18 protein-coding genes and 4 pseudogenes are annotated in these 22,575 nt (G+C 70.5%); 13 read left to right on the forward strand and 9 right to left on the reverse strand.

Annotation, left to right across the window (positions count from 1 at the left end; all coding sequences use genetic code 11):
• Positions 1-1,086: 1,086 nt before the first annotated feature.
• Positions 1,087-1,689, reverse strand: a complete 603-nt coding sequence (locus AOK09_RS08840; protein ID WP_055586583.1) for a TetR/AcrR family transcriptional regulator — start codon at positions 1,687-1,689, stop codon at positions 1,087-1,089.
• Between the two features lie 90 nt (positions 1,690-1,779).
• On the opposite strand from AOK09_RS08840, the gene AOK09_RS08845 reads away from it, so the two are divergent.
• Together AOK09_RS08845 and AOK09_RS08850 are read left to right on the forward strand one after the other, a co-directional pair.
• Positions 1,780-2,532: a glucose 1-dehydrogenase gene (locus AOK09_RS08845; RefSeq protein WP_055586567.1), complete on the forward strand. Its 753-nt coding sequence runs from the start codon at positions 1,780-1,782 to the stop codon at positions 2,530-2,532.
• 296 nt (positions 2,533-2,828) lie between these two features.
• Positions 2,829-4,052, forward strand: a complete 1,224-nt coding sequence (locus tag AOK09_RS08850; RefSeq protein WP_175609276.1) for an MFS transporter — start codon at positions 2,829-2,831, stop codon at positions 4,050-4,052.
• A 613-nt stretch (positions 4,053-4,665) separates the two neighbouring features.
• Here AOK09_RS08850 and AOK09_RS41895 read toward each other — a convergent pair.
• The gene (locus AOK09_RS41895) at positions 4,666-4,884 is read right to left on the reverse strand and encodes a hypothetical protein (RefSeq protein WP_245687193.1); all 219 of its coding nucleotides are present in this window, start codon (positions 4,882-4,884) and stop codon (positions 4,666-4,668) included.
• A gap of 550 nt (positions 4,885-5,434) precedes the next feature.
• Here AOK09_RS41895 and AOK09_RS08860 point away from each other — a divergent pair.
• Positions 5,435-6,505, forward strand: coding sequence for an alpha/beta fold hydrolase (locus AOK09_RS08860; protein WP_245687191.1), 1,071 nt, complete (start codon positions 5,435-5,437; stop codon positions 6,503-6,505).
• Positions 6,506-6,652: 147 nt separating this feature from the next.
• Here AOK09_RS08860 and AOK09_RS36985 read toward each other — a convergent pair.
• Together AOK09_RS36985 and AOK09_RS08870 are read right to left on the reverse strand one after the other, a co-directional pair.
• Positions 6,653-7,598: pseudogene (locus AOK09_RS36985) on the reverse strand (transposase family protein).
• Positions 7,599-7,783: 185 nt separating this feature from the next.
• The gene (locus AOK09_RS08870; protein WP_055586570.1) at positions 7,784-8,533 is read right to left on the reverse strand and encodes an SDR family oxidoreductase; all 750 of its coding nucleotides are present in this window, start codon (positions 8,531-8,533) and stop codon (positions 7,784-7,786) included.
• A gap of 711 nt (positions 8,534-9,244) precedes the next feature.
• Here AOK09_RS08870 and AOK09_RS08875 point away from each other — a divergent pair.
• Positions 9,245-9,676 (forward strand): Rrf2 family transcriptional regulator, encoded by a 432-nt coding sequence (locus AOK09_RS08875; RefSeq protein WP_055586571.1) that lies wholly within the window; start codon positions 9,245-9,247, stop codon positions 9,674-9,676.
• A gap of 207 nt (positions 9,677-9,883) precedes the next feature.
• Positions 9,884-10,837, forward strand: a complete 954-nt coding sequence (locus AOK09_RS08880) for a MerR family transcriptional regulator (RefSeq protein ID WP_055586572.1) — start codon at positions 9,884-9,886, stop codon at positions 10,835-10,837.
• A 418-nt stretch (positions 10,838-11,255) separates the two neighbouring features.
• On the opposite strand, the gene AOK09_RS08885 is transcribed toward AOK09_RS08880, so the two are convergent.
• Both AOK09_RS08885 and AOK09_RS08890 read right to left on the reverse strand, forming a co-directional pair.
• Positions 11,256-12,536, reverse strand: a complete 1,281-nt coding sequence (locus AOK09_RS08885; protein ID WP_055586585.1) for an MFS transporter — start codon at positions 12,534-12,536, stop codon at positions 11,256-11,258.
• 11 nt (positions 12,537-12,547) lie between these two features.
• Positions 12,548-13,753, reverse strand: coding sequence for a PLP-dependent cysteine synthase family protein (locus tag AOK09_RS08890; protein ID WP_079062868.1), 1,206 nt, complete (start codon positions 13,751-13,753; stop codon positions 12,548-12,550).
• 948 nt (positions 13,754-14,701) lie between these two features.
• Between AOK09_RS08890 and AOK09_RS08900 the strand changes: the two genes are divergently transcribed.
• Both AOK09_RS08900 and AOK09_RS43845 read left to right on the forward strand, forming a co-directional pair.
• The gene (locus AOK09_RS08900) at positions 14,702-15,475 is read left to right on the forward strand and encodes a polysaccharide deacetylase family protein (protein ID WP_055586574.1); all 774 of its coding nucleotides are present in this window, start codon (positions 14,702-14,704) and stop codon (positions 15,473-15,475) included.
• A gap of 87 nt (positions 15,476-15,562) precedes the next feature.
• Positions 15,563-15,739 (forward strand): annotated as a pseudogene (locus tag AOK09_RS43845) (helix-turn-helix domain-containing protein); the annotation flags it as partial.
• Here AOK09_RS43845 and AOK09_RS37505 read toward each other — a convergent pair.
• Together AOK09_RS37505 and AOK09_RS08910 are read right to left on the reverse strand one after the other, a co-directional pair.
• A pseudogene (locus AOK09_RS37505) lies at positions 15,737-15,988 on the reverse strand (NAD(P)/FAD-dependent oxidoreductase); the annotation flags it as partial. The pseudogenes AOK09_RS43845 and AOK09_RS37505 sit on opposite strands and share 3 nt — an antisense overlap.
• A 5-nt stretch (positions 15,989-15,993) precedes the next feature.
• Positions 15,994-16,413 carry an arsenate reductase ArsC gene (locus AOK09_RS08910; RefSeq protein ID WP_055586576.1) on the reverse strand — a complete coding sequence of 140 codons (420 nt, stop codon included), beginning with the start codon at positions 16,411-16,413 and terminating at the stop codon, positions 15,994-15,996.
• A 202-nt stretch (positions 16,414-16,615) separates the two neighbouring features.
• Between AOK09_RS08910 and AOK09_RS08915 the strand changes: the two genes are divergently transcribed.
• The 3 genes from AOK09_RS08915 to AOK09_RS08925 are packed head-to-tail and all read left to right on the forward strand — an operon-like array spanning position 16,616 to position 19,094.
• A complete protein-coding gene (locus AOK09_RS08915) occupies positions 16,616-16,924 on the forward strand; it encodes an ArsR/SmtB family transcription factor (protein ID WP_055586577.1) in 309 nt (102 codons plus the stop codon).
• Positions 16,921-18,030 carry an ACR3 family arsenite efflux transporter gene (gene arsB / locus AOK09_RS08920; RefSeq protein ID WP_055586578.1) on the forward strand — a complete coding sequence of 370 codons (1,110 nt, stop codon included), beginning with the start codon at positions 16,921-16,923 and terminating at the stop codon, positions 18,028-18,030. Before AOK09_RS08915 ends, arsB begins: the two co-directional genes overlap by 4 nt.
• Positions 18,027-19,094 (forward strand): ArsO family NAD(P)H-dependent flavin-containing monooxygenase, encoded by a 1,068-nt coding sequence (locus tag AOK09_RS08925; RefSeq protein ID WP_055586579.1) that lies wholly within the window; start codon positions 18,027-18,029, stop codon positions 19,092-19,094. The genes arsB and AOK09_RS08925 overlap by 4 nt, the downstream gene beginning before the upstream one ends.
• Before the next feature lie 110 nt (positions 19,095-19,204).
• Here the strand turns inward: AOK09_RS08925 and AOK09_RS08930 are convergent, their stop codons facing one another.
• Positions 19,205-19,567 carry an ArsR/SmtB family transcription factor gene (locus AOK09_RS08930; RefSeq protein ID WP_055586580.1) on the reverse strand — a complete coding sequence of 121 codons (363 nt, stop codon included), beginning with the start codon at positions 19,565-19,567 and terminating at the stop codon, positions 19,205-19,207.
• A 108-nt stretch (positions 19,568-19,675) separates the two neighbouring features.
• Between AOK09_RS08930 and arsM the strand changes: the two are divergent.
• From arsM to AOK09_RS08950, 3 genes and pseudogenes are all read left to right on the forward strand, one after another.
• Positions 19,676-20,568 (forward strand): annotated as a pseudogene (arsM, locus tag AOK09_RS37510) (arsenite methyltransferase).
• Positions 20,569-20,621: 53 nt separating this feature from the next.
• Positions 20,622-22,019 carry an FAD-dependent oxidoreductase gene (locus tag AOK09_RS08945; protein ID WP_055586586.1) on the forward strand — a complete coding sequence of 466 codons (1,398 nt, stop codon included), beginning with the start codon at positions 20,622-20,624 and terminating at the stop codon, positions 22,017-22,019.
• On the forward strand, positions 22,016-22,575 hold a 560-nt coding region (locus AOK09_RS08950), incomplete at its 3' end, for an MFS transporter (RefSeq protein ID WP_157875838.1). The genes AOK09_RS08945 and AOK09_RS08950, both read left to right, overlap by 4 nt.

The raw sequence follows: 22,575 nt of genomic DNA on the forward strand, positions 1-22,575 counted from the left end.
GGCACCACCGCGGTCAGCAGATGGAACTCCAGTAGCACTCCAGTAGCCGGCAGAGGTCGGCACGCCGCCCGTCCGAGGCCCCGGCGTCCTGCAGGCGTGTTACCCGGCGTACGAGCGGGCTGGTAGCGCCGGGCCTTGCCGGTGAACGCGGGGCACAGGACATAGCCGCTCGCGCTTCTCGCCTCGCCCGTCGACGGGCCAGCGGCCGTCGATGACGATGGCTGCCTCCCTGCATTCCGGGCACGCGTCGTCCCAGTCAGGGACCCACCGGTAGGGCGAGGGGACCACGCCCTCTTGCTGCATATCGCACAAGGTTGTGCCGAAGTAGCCGTACGCGTGGGAGGTGCCAGTGGGCAGTTCTGCGGCATCGGCGCGCTCCCACCGCATGTGCGCGGGCGCGTCCGACGACCGGCTGACCAAGCCCGGATGGGCACCCAGCTCGGTCCACGCGTGGCTATAGGGGCAGACCCATGCCTCCTGCACCCGCGAGTCTGCGGTCGGCACTTGTCGCGCCTCATGCCCGCACACGTCACACGTCACGGGCCGATCCTTCCGTCCGCCACTGGCCGCGCCGCGACGGCATCACTGCATCGGACCAACTCACCCAAGGATCACGGAACACATCTCGTCAGGGGTTCTCCACCAGGACAGCTACCAGCGCCGCCACGAGGTCGAGCGCACCCTCAACCGCCTCAAGAACGCCCGCGCTGTTGCGCCCCGTTACGACCGTGAGGATGTGGGTGCCGCTTCGGGTGGCGGTCTGACCCGCCCCCTGGCGCCTCGAATCCGTAGTCGACAGGCGCGGCAAAGGCCCCCGCGCTGCATGGATGGGATGCGGGGGCCCGGGCCGTGGCGAGTGGCAGGGCTGACTCAGCCGCTCGGGCTCGAAGTGCTGCTGGGCTTTGAGGACTTCACCGCCCGGCTGCTGGATGACCGGTCAGGCCGGGATCCGGGTCCGGGCCCGTTTCATGCCTCACCAGGATCACCGCATCGAGGGGCGGTCAGGGGTGTTCGGTGGCAGTCCCGCCGTCCTGCCGAATGGCAAGCCCCTCCTGCCCTTCTCGCAACCCTGACGACGTGGGTCCGTCAGTTCGCGGGGCGTGGCAGCACGGCGAGTGCGGTGCGGGCGATGTCCGTCAGCATCTCCTCGTCGGCTCCGGCCTTGCCCAGTGCTTCGATGCCGCGCAGAACGGAGAGCACCAGCGCGGCCAGTCGTCCGGGGTCTGCGTTCGCGTCGAGATCGCCGTTGCGCTGACAGGCGGCGATGTCGTCCTTCAGCAGTGCGTGGAGCGCTTCGATGGCCGTGTGGGCACGGTCGGCCACGGTCTTGTCGTGCTCGGCCAGCTCGGCGGTGCCCTTGGCCAGCAGGCATCCGCGCTGGGCGGTGTCCGCGACGGTGGCCGCGGCCACCGCGTGGACGTGGGCGGACAGCCGCGCGTACGCATTCTCGTCGTCGTCGTCGCCGCGCAGCTGCTGGGCCGTGGCGTCGACGACCGAGTTGCAGTAGTCGTCGAACACGCGGTGGAAGAGGTGCTGCTTGCCGCCGAACGCGCCGTACAGGCTGCCTTTGCCGAGGCCGGTCGCGGCGGCGATGTCGTCCATGCTCGTCCCCGCGTACCCACCCGCCCAGAACCGCTCCCGCACGGTCGCCAGCACCTGCTGCTCGTCGAACTTCCGAGGTCGTGCCATGACGGTGAGCATACGCTTTCTTGACCGCGTCGTCCACAACGGGTAACGTTATGGACGAAGCAGTCAAGAACTACTGAGGAGTGGCGTGTCATGACGGAAGTACTCGCAGGCAAGGTGGCCGTGGTCACCGGGGCGAACAGCGGCATCGGACTGGCCACGGCACGACGCTTCGCCGCCGAGGGCGCCCACGTGATCATCACCGGCCGGCGTCAGGAGGCGCTGGACGCGGCCGCTGCCGAGATCGGCATGAATGTCACCGCCGTCCGCGGAGATATTGCCAGCCCGACCGACCTCGACCGGCTCTTCTCGGTCATCGCCGAGCAGGGCCGCCGCATCGACGTGCTCTTCGCCAACGCCGGAGGCGGGGAATTCGCAACCCTGGAGCAGGTGACGGAGCAGCACTTCGACGACACGTTCAACATCAACGTCCGCGGAACGCTGTTCACCGTTCAGAAGGCACTGCCGCTCCTCAACGACGGCGCCTCGGTGATCCTCACGGGTTCCACCGCCGCCACCACCGGCGGAGAGGCGTTCGGCGTCTATGCCGCCTCCAAGGCCGCCGTCCGGTCCTTCTCGCGCACTTGGGCCAACGAGCTGCGCGGCCGTGGCATCCGTGTCAACACCCTGGTGCCCGGACCGATCAAGACCCCGGGAATCACCGGCCTGGCCCCCAATGAGGAAGAGGCCAAGTCGCTCCACGCCTTCTTCGCGCAGCAGGTTCCCCTCGGCCGCATGGGCGAGCCCGCCGAAGCAGCCGCGGCTGCTCTCTTCCTCGCGTCCGACCAGAGCAGCTTCGTCACCGGCGCCGAACTGTACGTCGACGGTGGGCTGAACCAGATCTGAATGTCCCCCGTTCCGCAGCGGGGGGCGAGAGAGCCCCCCGCTGCAGGAAGACGGGACCGCCTGCCGCGTGATCCTGCCGTACCGGGCGGGCACCGCACCGGACCACGCAGCAGGTCACGCGCGACTGTGGTGCGCGTCACCCGCCCGGCGATCCACCGGGCCGAGCGCGCGCCTCGTTTCCATGGTCACACCGCTGTGACCTCTGCCGCTCACGTCCCATCGTGGCGGCACAGCCGCCGCGCAACCCCGCGGCACGGGCCACCCACGGTCCCCGATCCGTCCAGGAGACAAGAAACATGAGTGACCACTCCACCACGGCACCGGTCGTGGGCCGGCCGGAGCCGCTGGAAGCGGCAGGCCACGCCGCACCCTCGCCGCAAGGCAACTGGCCGGCCGTCGCTTCGGTCGCCTTGATGTCCTTCGTGCTGGTGCTCTCGGAGTTCCTGCCGATCGGGCTCCTGCCCGTGATCGGATCCAGTCTCCACGTCTCCGTCGGCACCGTGGGCCTGGTCGTCGTCGTACCCGGCCTGACGGCAGCCGTCACAGCGCCTCTGCTCACCATCGCCTCGGGAAAGCTCGACCGGCGCAAGGTCCTGATCGCGCTCGCGGTGTCCTTCACGGCCTCCAACGTCGTGGCGGCACTGGCCCCCAACATGCCGGTGATGGCAGTGGCCAGAATCCTCCTCGGCGTCGCCGTCGGCGGATTCTGGGCGATGGGTGCCGGCGTCGCCGCCCGACTGGTGCCGGCCGAAGCGGTCAACCGCGCCAGTTCGCTGATCACCGCCGGCATCTCCGCCGGCACCGTGGTCAGCCTGCCGCTCGGCGCACTCGTGGGACACCTCGCCGGATGGCGAACCGCGTTCTTCATCGCCGCGGGCGCCGCTCTGCTCGCCCTTGTGGCTCTGGCACTGCGACTCCCCTCGCTGCCGCCCACCGGCGCGATACGCGTGGCCACGCTCACGGCGTCCCTGCGCATTCCCGCCGCCCGCATCGCCCTGCTGGCCACCGCGCTGATGTTCCTCGGGCACTTCGCCGCCTACACCTACATCACCCCCTACCTGGAAGACCGGGCGCATTTCGCCTCGTCCGCGGTGACGCTGGTGCTCCTCGGATACGGCGTGGCAGGACTGGCCGGAAACTTCGCCGCCGGCGCGATCATCGGCCGCAGCCTGCGCGCGGTCTACGTCACCGCGGCCGTCCTGCTCGCCGCCACGGTCGTCCTGCTCAATACCCTCACGGGCACGGCACCGGCCGTCGTCGTGCTCGTCCTCCTCTGGGGTGCGGCCTTCGGAGCGGTGCCCCTGGCACTGCAGACGTGGATCCTGCGCGCGACCCCCGACGCTCCCGAGAGCGGCCTGGCGCTCCTGGTCAGCGTGCTGCAGATCTCACTCGCCGCGGGATCACTCGTCGGCGGCATGGTCGTCGACGGCTACGGTGCTCCGGCAGCCTTCGCCTTCGGCGGCGCCCTCGCCCTGCTCAGCGCGGCCACTCAGATCTTCACGCGCCTGTCCCGCGACTGATCCCCGTCGAGGACGGCCTCGGACCGGCACACGGCTGTCCTGCGGCCGAAGTGGGATGCGCGGCCGGGAAGCGGGCGCCGTGAGCGCGACCGGAGAGCCACTCTGCTGATTCGCTCGACACAGGACGCCGATGGGTTGGGAGCGGATCTCGTGCGCTGAAGGTTCCAAGCGCCCGCGGGTCTACGACTGGGCCGCGGCCCGACTGCTCGCCGTCGCCGCGTACGACGGTGAGGATCCGACCCCACCACCGGTGAGTCCTGGCCCAGCCCACGAGGTCGCCTGCTCCCGGGCGTACGCCCCGGCCCGCACGAACCGTCACTGAGCTCGTCCATGTCGCTGGCGCACGCTGTGTCATCGAGGAGTGCTTCCAGGCCGCGAAGAACGGCAGCGAAATGACCTCTCGGCGGCCTCATCCGTGCCCGCGCAGACCCCGCCCCCGGAATCGGCGCTCCAGGCAAACGAATGCGTCGAAATCCAGGAAGGTGCAACCCCAACGGCCTTCAGCCGGTCGGGCGGGGTGGTGCCGCCAGCGCGGTCCGAGCTACGTCCGCCGGCGTCTCCTCGCTCATCCCGGCTCTGCCCAGTGCCTCGATGCCACGCAGGACGGTGAGCGTCAGTGCGGCCACTTGCCCGGATCCGCGTCCGAGGCGAGGTCACCGTTGCGCTGCCAGGCTGCGATGTCGTTCGTGAGTAGTGCGTGCACCGCTTCGACGGTGGCGTGGGCCCGTTCGGCCACAGTCGGGCCGTGTTCGGCCGGCTCGGCCGTGCCCTTGGCCGGCAGGCAGCCCCAGCGGGCGGTGTCCGCGGCGGTTGCCGACGCTACGGCGTACACGTGGGCGGACAGCCGCGCGTACGCGTCTTCGTCGCTGCCGCAGCTGCTGGCCGGTGGCGTCGAGGACTGAGCCGCAGTACTCGTCGAACACGTGGTGGAACAGCTGCTGCTTCCCGCCGAACGCGCCGTAAAGGCTCTCCTTGCCGCGGCCGGTGGCCTCAGCAAGGTCGTCCATGCGCGTGCCGGTACACCCGCCGGACCAGAATCGCTCCAGGGTGCGGTGTTCAGGACTTGCTGCTCATCAAACTTCCGAGGGCGCGACATGTGGCCAGTACGTTTTCTTGACCGGTTCGTCCATATGGGGTAAGTTATGGACGGAGCGGTCAATAATTAAGCGGCTTCGACAGTCGCTCAGCCCGCAGGCTCCATGACTGGCGCCCCTCGAATGGGCAGCACCACCTGACGGCGTACGCCAGGGCTGTGACCGCGATGCAGGGCCTGGCGCCTACGTCTGTGGGCCGGTGCGTCAACCGGACCACGGCCTTTGAGCAAGTGCGCAAGTGCCCACGTCTCAGCGGCCGGGCAGAACAGCAAACACCGAGGTACTTTCGTGCACAAGAATCAGAAAAGACTCCTGGGGATCCTCGCCGGCCTCGTGGCCCTCGCCGCCCTGGTCCTCCCGAACCTTGCGAACGCCGCTGCCAGCGGAAAGCCGTCCGCATCCCGCGCGCCGGCCTGCGCAGCTCCGGAGAGGCCGAAGAGCCGCGGCTACGACTCCGCAACCCGCAAGGACGCAGCGTTCAACAGGGAATTCCGTCACTGCTTCACCACCGTCGACGGAATACAGATGCACTACGTCATCGGCGGCAGCGGCCCGCAAACCATGGTCCTGCTTCACGGCTGGCCCGAGAACTGGTACGCGTACCGAGGGATCATGCCGAAGCTCCTTCCCGGGCGGACGGTCATCGCCCTCGACCTGCCGGGCCTGGGGGACTCGACCGGAGCGCCGTCGAACTACGCCGCCGCGACCATGGCGACCTACGTGCACGATCTGCTCGACCGGATCGGCAAGCGCCACGGTGTGGAGCTCGTAGCCCATGACATCGGCGCCGGCGTCGCCTACCCCCTTGCCGCCGAATACCGTCAGCAGGTCAGTGGACTCTTCATGATCGACTTCCCTCTGGTCGGCAAGAACCTGCGCTTCGCTGACTTCAGCAACGTGTCCTTCCACTTCCTGTTCAACCAGCAGTCGCCGCTTGCCGAGCAGCTCGTGACCGGCCGTGAGAAGCAGTTCTTCGGCTACTTCTACCCGACGTTCTCGCACTCGCCTCACGCCATCCCGTCGCCGGGTGCCGTCAAGGAGTACGTCCGCACCTACTCGCGGCCGCAGGTGCTCCACGGCGGGTTCGAGTTCTACCGCTACTGGAACCAGGACGAGATCGACAACAAGCGACTGCAGCAGAAGCCGCTGACCATTCCCGTGAGGATGATCAGCGAGGAGGGATTCCTCAATGTGATGCTCGCCGGGGCGCAGGGCGCCTCGCCTTCCGCGACCGGCGTGGAGGTGGCCGGCTCGGGGCACTGGCTGGCAGAAGAGGCTCCGCAGCGCATCATCGAAGAAATCAACGCGTTCTACCCGGCACGTGACGTGCGTGGAGCCGGGCGACAGAACAACGGGTGACACCTGCCGAAAGGCATGGGCTCGGCCCGCGCTCCGGATGGGAGGGGTAGGCGGAAGACACGTTCGACCGCCTGCCCCCGGCGCCATCCAGTCGAGGGTCTGTCCAGCCAACGGCTCTGTTTCGTAGTTGGTGGTGACGTTGCATGGTTATGTCCTGAGCAGGATGCGGTGGCGGAGGAGCTCGAAGCCTGCACGGCCGTGCATCTGCCGCATGGTCCGCTTGGTGCGGGTGTTGACGCCCTCCGTGCGGCCGTTGCTCCAGGGCAGGGTCCGGCCGGCGTTGACGGCGGCGCGGTCGAGTTCGAGGCCGTTGCAGAAACCATGCAGGTGGGGCAGGTCCGTGGTGCGGACGATGGCGATCCACTGGGTGAGCTTGTTGTCGTTGTCCTGGGCAGCGGGCAGCAGTGCGGCGAACTCGCAGGTGAGCTGGGCCAGTGCGGTCATCTCGGGGCCTGCTGCGGTGAGGAGGCGGGGCAGGTCGGTGTCTTTGGTCCGCGGGTGTTCGGGGCGGGTGAGCAGGAGCCGGGTGAGACGTCGGGGGGTTGTCCCGGTTCGGTCGCCTTCGGCGCGGCCCTGGTTGAGCTGGCGGACCAGCAGGTTGGCGCTGCCGGTGCAGCCCAGCTCCCTGATCTCATGCAGGAGGTGGGTGACGGGCACACCGGGCTCGGCCGCGCGTCGCGTGCGCAGGTGCTCTCGATAGCCAGAAACGGGCGAGCCGGGCAGCCGGTCGGCCGCACAACTCCTTGACCACCCTCGATATCTGGCTGGTCAAGCGCATGGTGCGGCGTTGAAGGCGCTCCAGCAGCCCCTGCTCGCGGCAGGTCTGTCGTGAGCAGCCCAGGACCGGACAGACCAGGCGCCTCACCCGTAGGCGTACCACAACGCGGCGGCCGTCCACCGGCCCATCTTCCACCATGCGCCCGTGGTATCCGTGCACCTTCCCCGTCGGTACCCCGCACATCGGGCAGGGAACGGCCACATCCCGAGTCCGGGCCGCAACCCGGATCACCTCGCCGTCGTCCACCACATCATCGATGACCAGCGGCGATAACCCTGAAAAAACCGTCGCCACAAGGGAGTTGTCGTCACGCATACAACGTCAACGAGGCCCGCCCGGGGCGGGCGGGCCTCCTGCGTGGTCCGCTCCGAGAGTGGCCTCGCCCCGGCGGCTGGGAGGGATGCGGGGGTCGGTCACCGCAGATGTCGTCTGCGGTGACCGACTGGGGCCCCGCTCTGCGGCGGGTGCCCTTCGCGGCGGCGGGGAGGCCCGCCGCCGCGTCAGACCTGGTTGAGGCCGCCGTCGACGAACAGTTCGGTGCCGGTGACAAAGCTGCTCTGGTCCGACGCGAGGAAGAGGGCTGCGGCGGCGGCCTCCTCGGGGCGGCCCATGCGGCCCAGGGGCACCTGGCTGGCGAAGAAGGCGTGCAGCTTGGCGGCCTCCTCGGCGTTGGGGGCCAGGCCGGCGTTGCCGGGGGTGGTGATGGGCCCGGGGACGAGGGTGTTCACGCGGATCCCACGACCCCTGAGCTCGTTGGCCCACGTACGGGAGAAGGAGCGGATGGCGGCCTTGGAGGCGGCGTAGACACCGAAGGCCTCGGCGCCCGAGGTCGCGGCGGTGGATCCGGCGAGGATCACCGAGGCTCCGTCGTTCAGCAGCGGCAGCGCCTTCTGGACGGTGAAGAGCATGCCCCGGACGTTGTTGCCGAAGGTCTCGTCGAAGTGCTTCTCGGTGACCTGCTCCAGGGTGGCGAACTCGCCACCGCCGGCGTTGGCGTACAGCACGTCGATGCGGCGTCCTTGCTGCGCGACGGTCTCGTAGAGCCGGTCGAGGTCGGCCAGGTCGGCCACGTCGCTGCGGACGCCGGTGGCGCGCGGGCCGATCTGCGCGATGGCGGCGTCCAGCACCTCCTGGCGGCGGCCGGTGATGAACACGTGCGCGCCCTCCGCGGCGAAGCGCTGGGCGGTGGCCAGGCCGATGCCGCTGGTGCCGCCTGTGATGATGGCTGTCTTGCCGTCAAGCTGTCCCATGGTGTGGTTCTCCAAGTCGCGATAGGTGTGAACGCTCCAGAGAAGTAACAATTTCTGTTACATCATCCGGCGCGAAGACCCCGCTCTGCCGACCCGCATGCGAGCGATCCCGGGAGAGGGGTGCGTATGTCAGGGTTCGATGGAGGTGACGGCGCTGCCATTGCCGGCCAGGCGCACGCCCGTTGCATGCCTGCTGCAGGGATCGGAGGGCATCCCGCGGTCGGGGAACCCCGGCCGCGGACCGTCGATGTAATCACTATTGTTACACCGCCGGGGCGCCTCCTGTCGAGTGCCCGTGCCGCCAGGCGTACCGGCGTGACCGCCGACACGTGCCTCCGGGGAGCCGGGCGACCCTGCCGACACGACAAGCACGACAGGCTCGGCGGTCCCTCGCTCCCCGCAGGGGCGGGTGCGATCGGCCCTTCCTGCCGCTTGAGTGAACCGGTCCGCGGCATGACGCGGTGGCCTGGGTGTGGTGTCGCGAGCGAGTCCAGGGGTTCCGGGTTCGCCCAAGGCATCGCCCCGAAGCGTCGCGGACGGTACGCCGATGTGGTCACAGCCCGAAGGGGGAGGGCTGGGGCGATGGTCTTTCCGCAGGTCGGGCAGCGGCCCGCGGTCATGTAACATTGTCTGTTACAATGCATCCCGTATGCGGATGGATGGGCGGAGATCGGCGGTCGGATCGCCTCGCCGGACAGGGAGGAGAACGAAGTGAGTGCCAACAGCAGAATGACGATCGCCATCCATGTGCTGACCTGGATGTCTCTCGACCGGCAGAACAACGAGGTCGCGACCTCCGAGCGCATTGCGGGGAGCGTCAACACCAACGCCGTGGTGATCCGCCGGTGTTTGGGCGATCTCCGGAAGTCCGGACTGGTGCAGTCCAAGAGGGGGGCGGGAGCGGGCTGGGTTCTGGCGCGGGAGCCCGAGGACATCACGCTGCTGGAGGTGTACCTGGCCGTGGAAGGCGGGGGTCCGTTCGGCATGCACCACACGCCGCCGAACGCCGACTGCCCGGTCGGCTTCGGAATCCGGCCGGCCCTGCAGGTGGTGTACAGCGAACTCGAGGAGGAGATCCGGAAGGGGCTGGCCCGCACCACGATCGCCGACGTGCTGCGGGACGTTCTCGCGCAGCAACGATGAAGGCACCGCTCCGACCGGGGTTCCGCGACGCCCACGCATCTGTGTGGAGCCGGGGCAAGCGGCCGGTTCGCAGCTCTGCGCAGTCGGACCGGGTCGCGTTCACGAAGGTGCCGGCGACAACGACTGGCGGGCCCGTCAATGTGGATGCGACCCAGCGGGGAGAGGGACGCTTGAGTCTCCCGTAGGGGGAGGCACGAGAGTGAGGGCATGGACGGCGACACGCTCTTCACGATCGGTGACCTGGCCCGGCGGACCGGGCTGACGGTCAAGACCATCCGGTTCTACTCCGATGCCGGGATCGTGCCGCCGACAGACCGCAGCCCGGCTGGCTACCGGCTCTACGACATCGGCGCGCTCACGCGTCTGGATCTGGTGCGCACCCTGCGTGACCTGGGACTCGACCTTGCCGTCATCCGGCAGGTGCTGGACCGGGAGGTCTCCGTGCCCGAGGTCGCGGCCGCACACGCCGATGCCCTGGAGGTGCAGATCCGCACCCTGCGACTGCGGCGCGCTGTGTTGCGCGCGGTGGCCAAACGCGGCTCCAGCCCCGAGGAGATGGACCTCGTGCACAAGCTCGCCAAGCTTTCCGACGACGAACGCCGACGCCTGATCACCGACTTCATCGACGACACGTTCGGCGGACTCGACGCCAACGCCGACTTCGTCGACATGATGCGCTCGGCCATGCCCGAACTGCCGGACGACCCCGAGCCCGAGCAGGTCGACGCCTGGGTGGAACTCGCCGAGCTCACCCAGGATCCCGACTTCCGGGCGGCCGTGCGCCGCATGGCGCAGTACCAGGCGGCCGAGCGCGCCCAGGGGGATGTCACCGGTTTGCACCACGACCTCACCGAGGCCGTTCGGGACAGCGTCGGTCGGGCGCTCGATGCCGGCATCGCCCCGGCCTCGGCCGAGGCCGCACCCGTCATCGACGCTCTCACCGCCCGCTATGCGCAGACCTTCAGCCGCGCCGACGACGCCGACCTGCGCCACTGGCTGCTGACCCGCCTGGAGATCGCCGGCGACCCCCGCGCGGAACGCTACTGGCACCTGCTCGCAGTCATCAACGGATGGCCCGTCCCGCCCAGCCTGGCTCCGGTGTTCACGTGGTTCACGCGAGCCTTGCGCGCCAGCACCGGGCAGCCATCCCGCGTGCAGTAGTCCCACGCCGGCCGGCCCGCTCCTCGCGGCTTCGATCAGGCCGCGAGGGTCTCGGGGCGTTCGACAAGGCGGCCGCCCTCGAAGCGGGCTCCGGCGCGAAGGAGAGCGACGAGGTGGGGCGCGTTCACGGCCCGCCACCGCTGCTCGCACAACGTCTGCCGAGTTGCGGGCCCCGTGACGGTCGACCGCCGGTCTCGGAGTGCCGATGTCATCGGTCACGGCCCCATTCCTGCCGCGCGGAGGGCGCGTTCCTCAGCACGTGGGGGTGTTCTGGCACTACTGGGTGCTGTTCAAACGGTGTGCGCGATGCGCGTTCCTGTGTCGGGCGGCCAGCAGTCCGCACAGCTTCTGCTTGGTGCGGCGGGCATCGGCGAGCTCTTTCGCCTGGACGTAGGCGGGCACGGACCAGGGTGCGCGTTCACGCGGCTGCGAGTTGGGCTTCGCGGGCGTCGTGCAGTCGCCCGGTGCGGGCCAGCAGGCTCATGCCCAGCGCGCACAGCAGGCCGGTCGCGGTGAGGGCACTCCACAGCCAGGCCGGGTGCCCGGCAGCGTGCGAGGCATCCCACAGGGCTCCGGTGGCGGGGTTGGCGAGCGCGATACCCACGCCGGAGACGGTGTTGTACAGACCGTAGTGGGTGGCGACCAGGCGTCCACGGGCGAGGGAGACCACGGTGTCCATCTCGAAGGGGTAGACCGTCGCGGTCCCCAGCGCGAGGAGGACCGCGCAGCCGAACAGCGGCACCAGGGCGAGCATCCGCCCGGTTCCGCCCGCGCCCAGTCCTGCCAGGGGGCCGGCCAGCAGGAGCGGGGCGAACGCCGCGCCCATGACCGCAAGTCCCCGCGTCAGGGCTTGCTCCGGGCTCCAGCGCGCCTTCGCCCAGGCGGTGATCCGTACCTGTCCGACGGCGGCGACCAGGGCGGAGACGGCGAACAGGGCACTGGTGACCGCCCGCCCGTGACGACCCGCGCTCTCCTGCGCCTGCAGCGGCAGGGAGAGGTAGACCTGGAACGACAGGACGTAGGACCCGATCATCGCGGCGGAGAACAGCAGGAACGGCCGGTTGGAGATCACCTGCCGCCAATCCGCCAACACGCTGCCACGTCCGGGTTCGGCCTCCGGTGCGGCTCCCGCGGCGGGGAGGCGGTCGGGCAGCATGCGCACTTGGACCGCGGTCAGGACGGCGAACAGCGCGGCGGCCACCACGCACACCGCCCGGAAGTCGAAGGCGAGCAGGGCCAGGCCGACCAGGGGGCCGGCGAACATCCCCGCCTGGTAGAACACATTGAATGCGGCGAAGGCGTCCACGCGCTGCTCGCCCGCCTCAGCGGCCAGGTAGGCACGTACGGCGGGGTTGAACAGCGCCCCCGCGAAGCCGGTCATCGCCGAGGCCGCCACCAGCAGCGGCAGTGAGCTGCCGAATCCCAGGGCGGCGAACCCGGCGGTGCGCAGCGCGCACCCGGCCACGATGACGCGTTTGCACCCCAGTCGGTCGGTCAGGGTGCCGCCGATCAGGAACAGGCCCTGCTGGGAGAGGTTGCGCACGCCGAGGACCAGGCCCACGGCCCAGGCGGCCATGCCCAGGCCGTCGGCGAGGTGGGCGGCAAGGTAGGGCATGAGCATGTAGAAGGCCGTGTTGATGGTGAACTGCTGCACCATCAGCATCCGGACGACCCCGTTGAAGGAGCGGACCTGCCGCATCAGTGTGCCGTTCACCGCACACCCTGCGCTGGGGCTGCGGAGTCGGTGGCTGCGGCGGGCGCGCTCGGCGTGTGTGCGGTCATGGGTGGCGGGGCGGGGATGGCCGGTGTCCCTGTGGGGTGCGGGCAGCGGGTCCAGCGCTCGGCGGTGCGCTCGCTGGGATGGCTGATCTCGTCGGGGTCCGGCGCGGGCGGCCGGTTGAGAAGGTCGTGTTCTCGGCAGTAGATGTCGTTGTAGACGGTGTGGGTGTAGCGGTGGACGCCGTCGGGGAAGACCGCCGCGATGCGGGTGCCCGCGGAGCGGGTGCGGGCGAGCCAGCGGGCGACCAGGGCGACTGCGCCGACCGACCAGCCGCCGCTGGCGTAGTGGTGCCGGGCCAGAGCCCGGCAGGCCCACACGGCCTCGTTGGGGGCGACCCAGTGGACCTCGTTGAACGCCTGGTGGTCGACGTTGCGCGGATGGATGCTGCTGCCCAGGCCGCGCATCAGGCGGGGGCCGGCGGGCTGGCCGAAGACGGTGGAGTGGATGGAGTCGACGCCGACCACCTCCAGGCCGGGGTGGAGCATCCGCAGGGTGCGGGCGACCCCGGCGGAGTGCCCGCCGGTGCCCACCGCCGCGACCAGCACCTCGATGCGTCCGAGCTGCAGCGCCAGTTCGAGGCCCAGGCCGGTGTAGGCAGCCGTGTTGTCGGGGTTGTGGTACTGGTCCGGGCACCAGGCTCCCGGCACGGCCTCCAGCAGGGCGCGGACCCCTTCGCGGCGGGCCTGCTGCCAGCCTCCGACCGGATGCGGCCGGTCGACCAGCACCACGTCCACGCCGTACGCCCGGAGTTGGTGGACGATCAACGGCTCCATGCCGGGATCGCCGACCACGGTTACGGGGTGCCCATACGCGATTCCGGCCAGGGCCAGGCCGAGACCGAGGGTGCCGGAGGTGGACTCCACGATCGGCGCCCCCGGGGCGAGATCGCCGCGCTCACGGGCTGCGCCGACCATGTGCAGGGCCGCACGGTCCTTGATCCCGCCGGGATTGCAGCCCTCCAGCTTCGCGAAGAAACCGCGCTGGTCACAGGTGAACGGCTCCGCGATCCACAGCACCGGCGTGTTGCCCACCAAGTGGGCGGCGCTACGGGCCGTGGCGGCCGGGTCCGGGAGCGGACACGCCGCAAACGCGGCCGGCCCGCCGGGCAAGGACAGGGGGTGAGCAGGGCTGTGCATGGCCTGGTCTTCCCGCGGACCCGAGGGCATACCCGGTCCGCCGTGCAAGGAGGAGCGCTGCGCGCAGGACACGGCGCCGCACCGCATCAACCCCGGGGCTGTGCGCTGCGGTGGCGCGGTCAGCGGCGACTGACGCAGACCAGGTCGAGCAGGGACGGGGCCGACGGCCATCGACTTCCGGGGCTGCCCCGCGCCGGGGCCGCGGACCCACTCAGTGGCCGGAGACCGCGAAGGCACAGCGCCGCGACCGCAAGTGCCAGGACCATGAGACTCCAGGCGGCCGCCGGGGTCCGCGAGACAGGAAGCCCAAGCTCACCGCCTCGGCAGCAGGAATCGGTCAGCGAGTACCGCTCCGCTGGAGGCAGGTGCGGCACCGAAGCGGCAAGGACCACCCCTGACGCGACAGTGCCGAGGACGACCGGGTGCCCACTCGGGCCGGCGAACCCCGCGGCCATGTCGGCCCGGGGCAGGTGCACACTCTCCGCGACCTCGTGCGTGGCGCACACGAGCAGATGCGAGGCAGCGAACAGCGCGGCACCCAGCAGCACGGCGACTACCCACCTGCGCTGCTTCGGACTGCCCACCTGTCCCTGCACAGCCACACAGCGTAGCCACATGATGACGATTCGCCATATTTGGTGCGCAACCGGGTGAACGTGACCTGACGGAACCGCCGCAGGTCTCGCCCTGGCGCATTGGCGCCCTGCTTCCCGTGCCGTGCCGTGCCTTGACCGCGGCAGCCCGGTGGGACGGCCACCCGCCGTAGACGCTACCGGCCGGTCAGGGCGACCACCCGCCAGTGCGGTTGGCGGGCTGCCGCGCCGGAGCCATCGGCAACACCGCGACGGGCAACCTGAACGAGGCCCTGCTCGGGGCCGGCCTGCGGCATCATCTGCCTGCGCCGCCTCCGGAGATCATTCGGAAACGATCAGTGGGTAGGCTTCCCGGGTGGATTTTGTGAAGAAGCGGCCTCGCCTGCTGATACTCCTGACCGCGGCTGTGGTGACGGCCGCGGTCGGAACAGTGATCGCCATCCGGGCGTCCGCGATGCACACGTTGTCCCCGCGCGAGGTGCGCGACCGGGCTGCGGCGCAGGCGAGCAAGGTGCCGGGGCGGGTGGACTGCCGGACAGCGAAGTGCATTGCGCTGACGTTCGACGGCAACCCCGGTGAGCCGACCGACAGGCTGCTGGACATCCTGGACCAGTACAAGGCTCCGTCGACCTTCTTCCTCGAAGGCAGACGCATTCATGAGTATCCGGACGTGGTGCGGCGGATCTCGGCTGCCGGGCATGAGATCGGGAACCACACCTGGACCCACCCGCGGCTGACCGAGGTCTCCGATGGGCAGGTCCGCGATGAGCTGAACCGCACCGGGCGGGCCATCTCTGACATCACCGGCAGGAAGCCCACGCTGATGCGGCCGCCGGAGGGCCGCACCGATGACCGCGTTTCTGAGATCTCGCAGGAGCTGGGGCTGGCGCAGGTCCTGTGGACGGTCACCGCGAAGGACTATGAGACGAGCGACCCGGCGCTGATAGCCAGGCGGGTCCTCGATGGCGCCGATCGCGACGGAATCATTCTGCTCCACCCGCTGCACCTGGGCACCGTGCCCGCGATGCCCACCATCCTGGAAGCGCTCGCCGCACGCGGCTACACCTTCGTCACCGTGTCCGAGCTCCTCTACCCGGGCGCCCCCGAGCCCGGAAAGATCTACCGGTGACCGTGTGACACCGCGGAACTCGACTGCGGCCCCCTGTGACAACTTAGGTTCTAGGGATCGATGCAACACCCCAGCTCAAGGGGTGCGATGTTCGAGATCCGGAGGGACCGGACGGTGTCTCGGGGACGCAAGGCCCTGGTCCGTGAACGGGAGGAATACTTCCGGCTCATGGACCAGGGTCTGAGCAGCCGGGAAGCGTGCAGCCGCGTCGGGATCAACTACCGGACGGGCAAGCGGTGGAGGAACGGTCGCAACCCCTCGGGCGCCGAACTTCTCGGCCTGGGCGCACATGCGCTCCATCAGGTCCGGGCCGTCGACTCCGTCGGGGAAGCCGGGGAAGTTCTCGACCTCGGTGGTGGTGGTCAGCGATCCGCCGACGAAGATGGCGCTGCCGAACAGGAGGGGTCGCAGCTGGGCGCGGGCGGTGTAGAGGGCGGCGGTGTATCCGGCGGGGCCGGAGCCGATGATGACGACCTCGCGCACGTCGGTGCCGGACGGCACGGTCTGGGTCATGGAGGTCACTGCTCCTGCTGGGCGTCGATCTCGGCAATCAGGTTCTCGATGCGGGTCTTGATCTGGTCGCGGATCGGGCGGACGGACTCGACGCCCTTGCCGGCCGGGTCCTCCAGTTCCCAGTCGAGGTACTTCTTGCCGGGGAAGATCGGGCAGGCGTCGCCGCAGCCCATCGTGATCACATAGTCCGACGCCTGGACCGCCTCGGTGGTCAGGACCTTCGGCTTCTGCTCGGAGATGTCGACGCCGACCTCCTTCATCGCCTCGACGGCGGCGGGGTTGACCTGGTGACCGGGGAGGGAGCCCGCGGAGCGGACCTCGATCCGGTCGCCTGCGAGGTGGGTCAGGAATCCGGCGGCCATCTGCGAGCGGCCGGCGTTGTGGACGCAGACGAACAGCACGGAGGCGAGCGGGGCGGCAGGCATGGGTGCTTCCTTCATCACAGGGATGGGCCGATGCGGTGGTTCAGGTCAGCGGGGCGACCCGGCAGGTCGTGACTCAAGCGGCCTCGGCGGGCAAGCCGTCCGGGCCGGGCGCTCGCCGACGGGGCGCGGCAAGGCGCTCTTACCGGGCACACAGGTCAGTTCAAGCTGGTATCAGCCCCGAGTGATGTGACAGTATCAGTCCATGCTGACTTCAGTCGATCCTGATGTGCTCCGGGTGCTGGGGGATCCCCTCCGGTGGAAGATCGTGACCCTGCTGGCGCGGGAAACGCTGTGCACGACGCACCTGGTGGAGGAGACCGGGGCCAAGCAGACCAACCTGTCCAACCACATGAAGGTGCTGCGCGAGGCAGGACTGGTGGAGACCGAGCCGTGCGGCCGCTTCACCTACTACAAGCTCAACGCCGATGCCCTGGCCGCACTGTCCGGGCAGTTCGCCGAGCTCGCCGCATCCGCCCACTCCGCTACGCAGAACAAGAGGGCCTGCCCGTGACCGCCGCCCGCACCGCCCCGGCCGCCGAGTCGCCCTCGGTCGTCGCCAAGCTCTCCACCCTCGACCGCTACCTGGCGGTCTGGATCCTCGCCGCGATGGCCGTCGGCCTCGGACTCGGCCGGCTCATCCCCGGGCTGAACGACACCCTAGCGAAGGTCGAGATCGGCGGCATCTCCCTGCCGATCGCCCTCGGCCTGCTGATCATGATGTACCCGGTACTGGCGAAGGTCCGCTACGACAAGCTCGACGCCGTCACCGGCGACCGGAAGCTGATGGTCTCCTCGCTGGTCATCAACTGGATCGTCGGCCCAGCGGTCATGTTCGCCCTGGCCTGGATCTTCCTGCCGGACCTGCCCGAGTACCGCACCGGCCTGATCATCGTCGGCCTCGCCCGCTGCATCGCGATGGTGATCATCTGGAACGATCTGGCGTGCGGAGACCGGGAGGCCGCCGCCGTCCTGGTGGCCCTGAACTCGGTCTTCCAGGTCCTCGCGTTCGGCCTGCTGGGCTGGTTCTACCTCGACCTGCTGCCCGGCTGGCTGGGCCTGGGCGACGGCCAGCACCTGAGCATCTCCATGTGGAAGATCGCCCTGAACGTCGTCATCTTCCTCGGCGTCCCCCTGGTCGGCGGCTTCCTCACCCGCCGGATCGGCGAGCGGAAGATGGGCCGCGCCTCCTACGAGCAGCAGTTCCTGCCCAAAATCGGCCCCTGGGCCCTGTACGGACTGCTGTTCACGATCGTCATCCTCTTCGCCTTGCAGGGGAAGACCATCACCCACCAGCCCGGCGACGTCGCCCGGATCGCGCTGCCGCTCCTTGCCTACTTCGCGATCATGTGGTTCGGCACGTTCGCCCTCGGCAAGACGCTCGGCCTGGGCTACGACCGCACCGCCACCCTCGCCTTCACCGCAGCGGGCAACAACTTCGAGCTCGCCATCGCGGTGGCCATCGCCACCTTCGGCGTCACCTCCGGCCAGGCCCTGTCCGGCGTCGTCGGGCCCCTCATCGAGGTCCCCGTCCTGGTGGCGCTGGTGTACGTCTCGCTGGCCTGGCGCCGCCGCTTCACCAGCCGCCCCGGTCACCGGCAGCCCGCGCCGCTTTCGTGACCACTCGGCACCGCACACAGGTGGTGGTCATCGGCGGCGGCCAGGCAGGTCTGGCCGCCGCCTGGCACCTGCGCCGCCAACGGATCGACTTCGCCGTCCTGGACGCCCAGGACGCCCCGGGCGGGGCCTGGCGCCACGGCTGGGACTCGCTGCGCCTGTTCTCCCCAGCGGCGTTCTCCTCGCTGCCCGGCCGACCGATGCCACCGCAGCCCGGCGCCGCATACCCCAGCGCGCGGCATGTGGTCGACTACCTCGCCGACTACGAGCGCCGCTACGACCTGCCCGTGCACCGTCCGGTCCGAGTGACGGGGGTTGCTCGCTCCTCCGGCGGCCTTGAGGTCCGCACCGACGCCGGCACCTGGCACACCCAGGCCGTCGTCTCGGCGACCGGCACCTGGTGGCGCCCCTTCCTGCCTGCGGTCCCCGGCAAGGACGCGTTCACCGGCCGCCAGCTGCACACCGTCCACTACCGCAGCCCCGCCGGCTTCGCCGGGCAGCGCGTGGTGGTGGTCGGGGGCGGGAACTCCGGGGCGCAGATCGCCGCCGACCTCGCCCTGCACGGCGGCGTGGACCTCACCTGGGTGACCCGGCGCCCGCCGCGGCTGCTGCCCGACGACATCGACGGCCGCGTCCTGTTCGACGTCGCCACCGCCCGCCGCCGCGCCCTGGACGCTGGCCGCGCCGACACCGCGGGGGTGGCGGCCCTGGGCGACATCGTGGCGGTGGAGCCGGTGCGAGCCGCGAGGGACGCCGCCCTGCTCAAGGCCGAGCCGATGTTCACCCGCCTCACCGACGGCGAGGTCGTCCGGGCCGACGGCAGCCGCAGGCAGGCGGATGCGGTGATCTGGGCGACCGGCTTCCGCCCCGCCCTGGCCCACCTGGGACCGCTGGGCCTGCGCGGGCCACGCGGCCGGATCCCTACGGTGGGGACCCGCGCCCTCGGTGAACCGCGGCTGCACCTACTGGGCTACGGCGACTGGACCGGCCCCGCCTCCGCCACCCTGATCGGGGTCGGCCGCCCCGCCCGCGAGGCCGCCACCGAGATCGCCGCCCTGCTGCGCTAACCGCGCCTTCAGGCGGCGACGAGGGTGGCGGCATCCACCCAGCGGGCCAGGACGCTGACCTGCGGCTCGATACTGGACTCCCACGCTTGTGGCGGCCTCCCGCCTGCGGGTCAGCGGGCACCGGCGAGCAGGGCGGCCATCGCGGCGAGGACGCCGGGCTCGACGCGGTAGTACACCCAGGTGCCACGCCGCTCCGAGGCCAGCAGTCCGGCTTCCCGGAGCTTCTTCAGGTGGTGGGAGACGGTGGGCTGGGAGACGCCGACGTCCTGGATGTCGCACACGCACGCCTCCCCGTCCGGGTGGGAGGCCACCCGGGAGAACAGCCGCAGCCGCACCGGGTCCGACAGCGCCTTGAACATCGCCGCCATCTTGACCGCGTCCTCCTCGGAGAGCGAGGCGGAGGTCAGTGGCGGGCAGCAGGGCGCCACTCCCGGGTCGATGACCGGCAGCTCGGACAGGCTCGAATTCGACATGCGTCTATCTTGACATCTGTCGATCCATGCGGCAAGGTCGACGGCATCGACGGATGTCTAAGCAGCGGCTGCGGGTCCGTGCCGCTGCTGGAACGTGGGGAGCGAGCGTTGTCGGACACTCAGCAGGACCTGCGCGAGCAGGTGCGAGCCGGATACGCGGCAGCGGCACGCAAGGTCACCGAGGGCGGCGGGGGCTGCTGTTCCGGTGAGGGAATCGAGGTCGATGCCTCGTTCGGAGCCGGCCTGTATGCCGCAGAGGAGCGCGAGCAGTTGCCCGCGCAGGTGCTTGCCGCGTCCCTCGGCTGCGGCAACCCCACCGCGGTCGCCGAACTGCGTGAGGGTGAGCGGGTGCTGGACCTGGGGTCGGGCGGCGGCATCGACGTCCTGCTCTCAGCGCGCCGGGTCGGCCCGACGGGCAAGGCGTACGGCCTCGACATGACCGACGAGATGCTGGCCCTGGCCCTGGCCAACGCGGAGAAGGCCGACGCGAGGAACGTGCAGTTCCTCAAGGGCACCATCGAGGCCGTCCCGCTGCCCGCAGCCACCATCGACGTGATCATCTCCAACTGTGTGATCAACCTGTCCACCGACAAGCCCGCCGTCTTCCGCGAAGCCTTCCGCGTCCTGGTCCCCGGCGGACGCCTCGGCATCAGCGACGTCGTCGCCGACGACACCCTCACCCCCGGCAGCGCGCCGAGCGCGGCGGCTACACCGCCTGCATCGCCGGCGCCCTGTCTTTCGCCGAGTACCGCGCAGGACTCGTCGCCGCGGGCTTCACCGACATCGAGATCACGCCGACCCACGAGGTCACCGACGGTATGCACTCCGCGATCGTCAAGGCCGTCAAGCCCACTACCGCCACCGGCCCGAACACCACCGCAACCACCACCGCAGCGCCGGCCGCTGGTTCGTGCTGCGGCACCACCGAGAATGCAGCCCCGGCCGCCGCCACGGCGTGCTGCACCCCGGCCGCCGCAGCGAGCGGCTGCGGCTGTTCCTGACCCGGCCCCTTCGCGGACCCATCCCCACCACCGCACTGCTGGAGAGCTTCGCCATGAGCCCGAGCACCATCCCCTCCCGTCTCCCGGTCGTTGTGATCGGCGCGGGTCCCATCGGTCTGGCCGCCGCCGCCCACCTCATCGAGCGCGGCCTGGAACCTCTGGTCCTGGAGGCGGGTCCGGCCGCCGGCGCCGCGGTGCGCGAGTGGGCGCACGTGCGCCTGTTCTCCACCTGGGGCGAGGTCGTCGACCCGGCCGCCGAGAAGCTGCTGGCCCCCACCGGATGGACCAGGCCCGACGCCGCCACCTACCCGTCGGGTGGCGACTGGACTCAGCAGTACCTCCAGCCGCTCGCCGACGTCCTCGGCGAGCGGGTGCGCTTCGGCGCCCGGGTGACCGGCGTCTCCCGGGCCGGCCGCGACCGGATCGTGGATGCCGACCGGGCGGCCCAGCCCTTCGTCGTCCACGTCCACCACGCCGACGGGCGCGAGGAGCGACTGTTCGCCCGCGCGGTCATCGACGCCTCCGGCACCTGGACCACCCCGAGCCCGGCCGGCGGCAGCGGCCTGCCCGCACTCGGCGAGAGGACGGAAGCGGACCGGATCACCTACCGCGTGCCCGACCTGAAGGATCCGGCCGTGCGCGCCCGCTACGCCGGCAAGCGCACCGCCGTGATCGGCTCCGGTGCCTCCGCGTTCACCGCCCTCGCCTACCTGGCCGACCTCGCGCAGGCTGACGACGGGGCAGGCACGAAGGCAGTGTGGGTCCTGCGCCGCGGTATCTCCGGCTCCACGTTCGGCGGCGGCAGCGCCGACCAGCTCCCGGCCCGCGGCGCGCTCGGACAGGCGGCGAAGGCCGCCGTGGACCACGGATACGCCGACGCGGTCACCGGGTTCCGCACCGGGGCGATCGAGCGCGACCTCGACGGCCGCTTGGTCCTCGTCGCCGAGGACGGTCGCCGCCTCGACGCAGTCGACGAGGTCGTCGTCCTGACCGGCTTCCGCCCGGACCTGTCGTTCCTGTCCGAGATCCGCCTCGGCCTCGACGAGCGCCTCCAGGCGCCCGTCGAACTCGCCCCGCTGATCGACCCCAACCAGCACTCCTGCGGCACCGTCTACCCCCACGGCCACCGCGAGCTCGCCCACCCCGAGCAGGACATCTACCTGGTCGGCATGAAGTCCTACGGCCGCGCGCCCACCTTCCTGGCGATGACCGGCTACGAGCAGGTCCGCTCCGTGGCCGCCGCGATCGACGGCGACACCGCCTCCGCCGACCGCGTCGAACTCACCCTCCCCGACACCGGAGTCTGCGGCGGCGCCGGACTCTTCGACGCCCCCGAGGACCAGGCCGCGGGTGGCTGCTGCGTTGCCCCGGCACCGCAGCTGATCCAGCTCGGCGTCGGCGCTCCGGCCGCGCCCGAGGAGACCGCGGCGGGCGGCTGCTGCGGCTCGTGACCGACACACGAACTCGCGGGGCCGCGACCGGAACAGGGGACCGGTCGCGGCCCCGCGCCGCCCTCCCTGCCCTGTGCGCGACCCAGATCACCAGCTGGGGCATCGTCTACTACGCCTTTCCCGTGCTGGCGCCGCGGATCGCGGCCGACACCGGCTGGCCCACCCAGGCCACCACCGCCGCGTTCTCCCTCGCGCTGCTCGTCTCCGCGGCCGCCGGGATCCCCGTCGGCCGGATCCTGGACCGCCACGGACCCCGCGGCGTGATGACCGCAGGGTCCTGCCTCGCCTCCCTCGCGCTGGCCGCGGCGGCCGAGGCCGGCAACCTGGCAGTGTTCGCAGCCGCGTGGATCCTCGCCGGGACGGCGATGGCCGCGACGTTCTACCAGCCGGCTTTCGCGGCCCTCACCCGCTGGTACGGCCCCCAAAGTGTCCGCGCCCTGATGGTCCTCACCCTCGCGGGCGGCCTGGCCAGCACCGTCTTCGCACCCGTGACCGCCACCCTGGCCGAGCACCTGACCTGGCGCGGCACCTACCTCGCCCTGGCCGCGATCCTCGC

The sequence above is a fragment of the Peterkaempfera griseoplana genome, from assembly GCF_001418575.1.
Taxonomy (GTDB): Bacteria; Actinomycetota; Actinomycetes; order Streptomycetales; family Streptomycetaceae; genus Peterkaempfera; species Peterkaempfera griseoplana.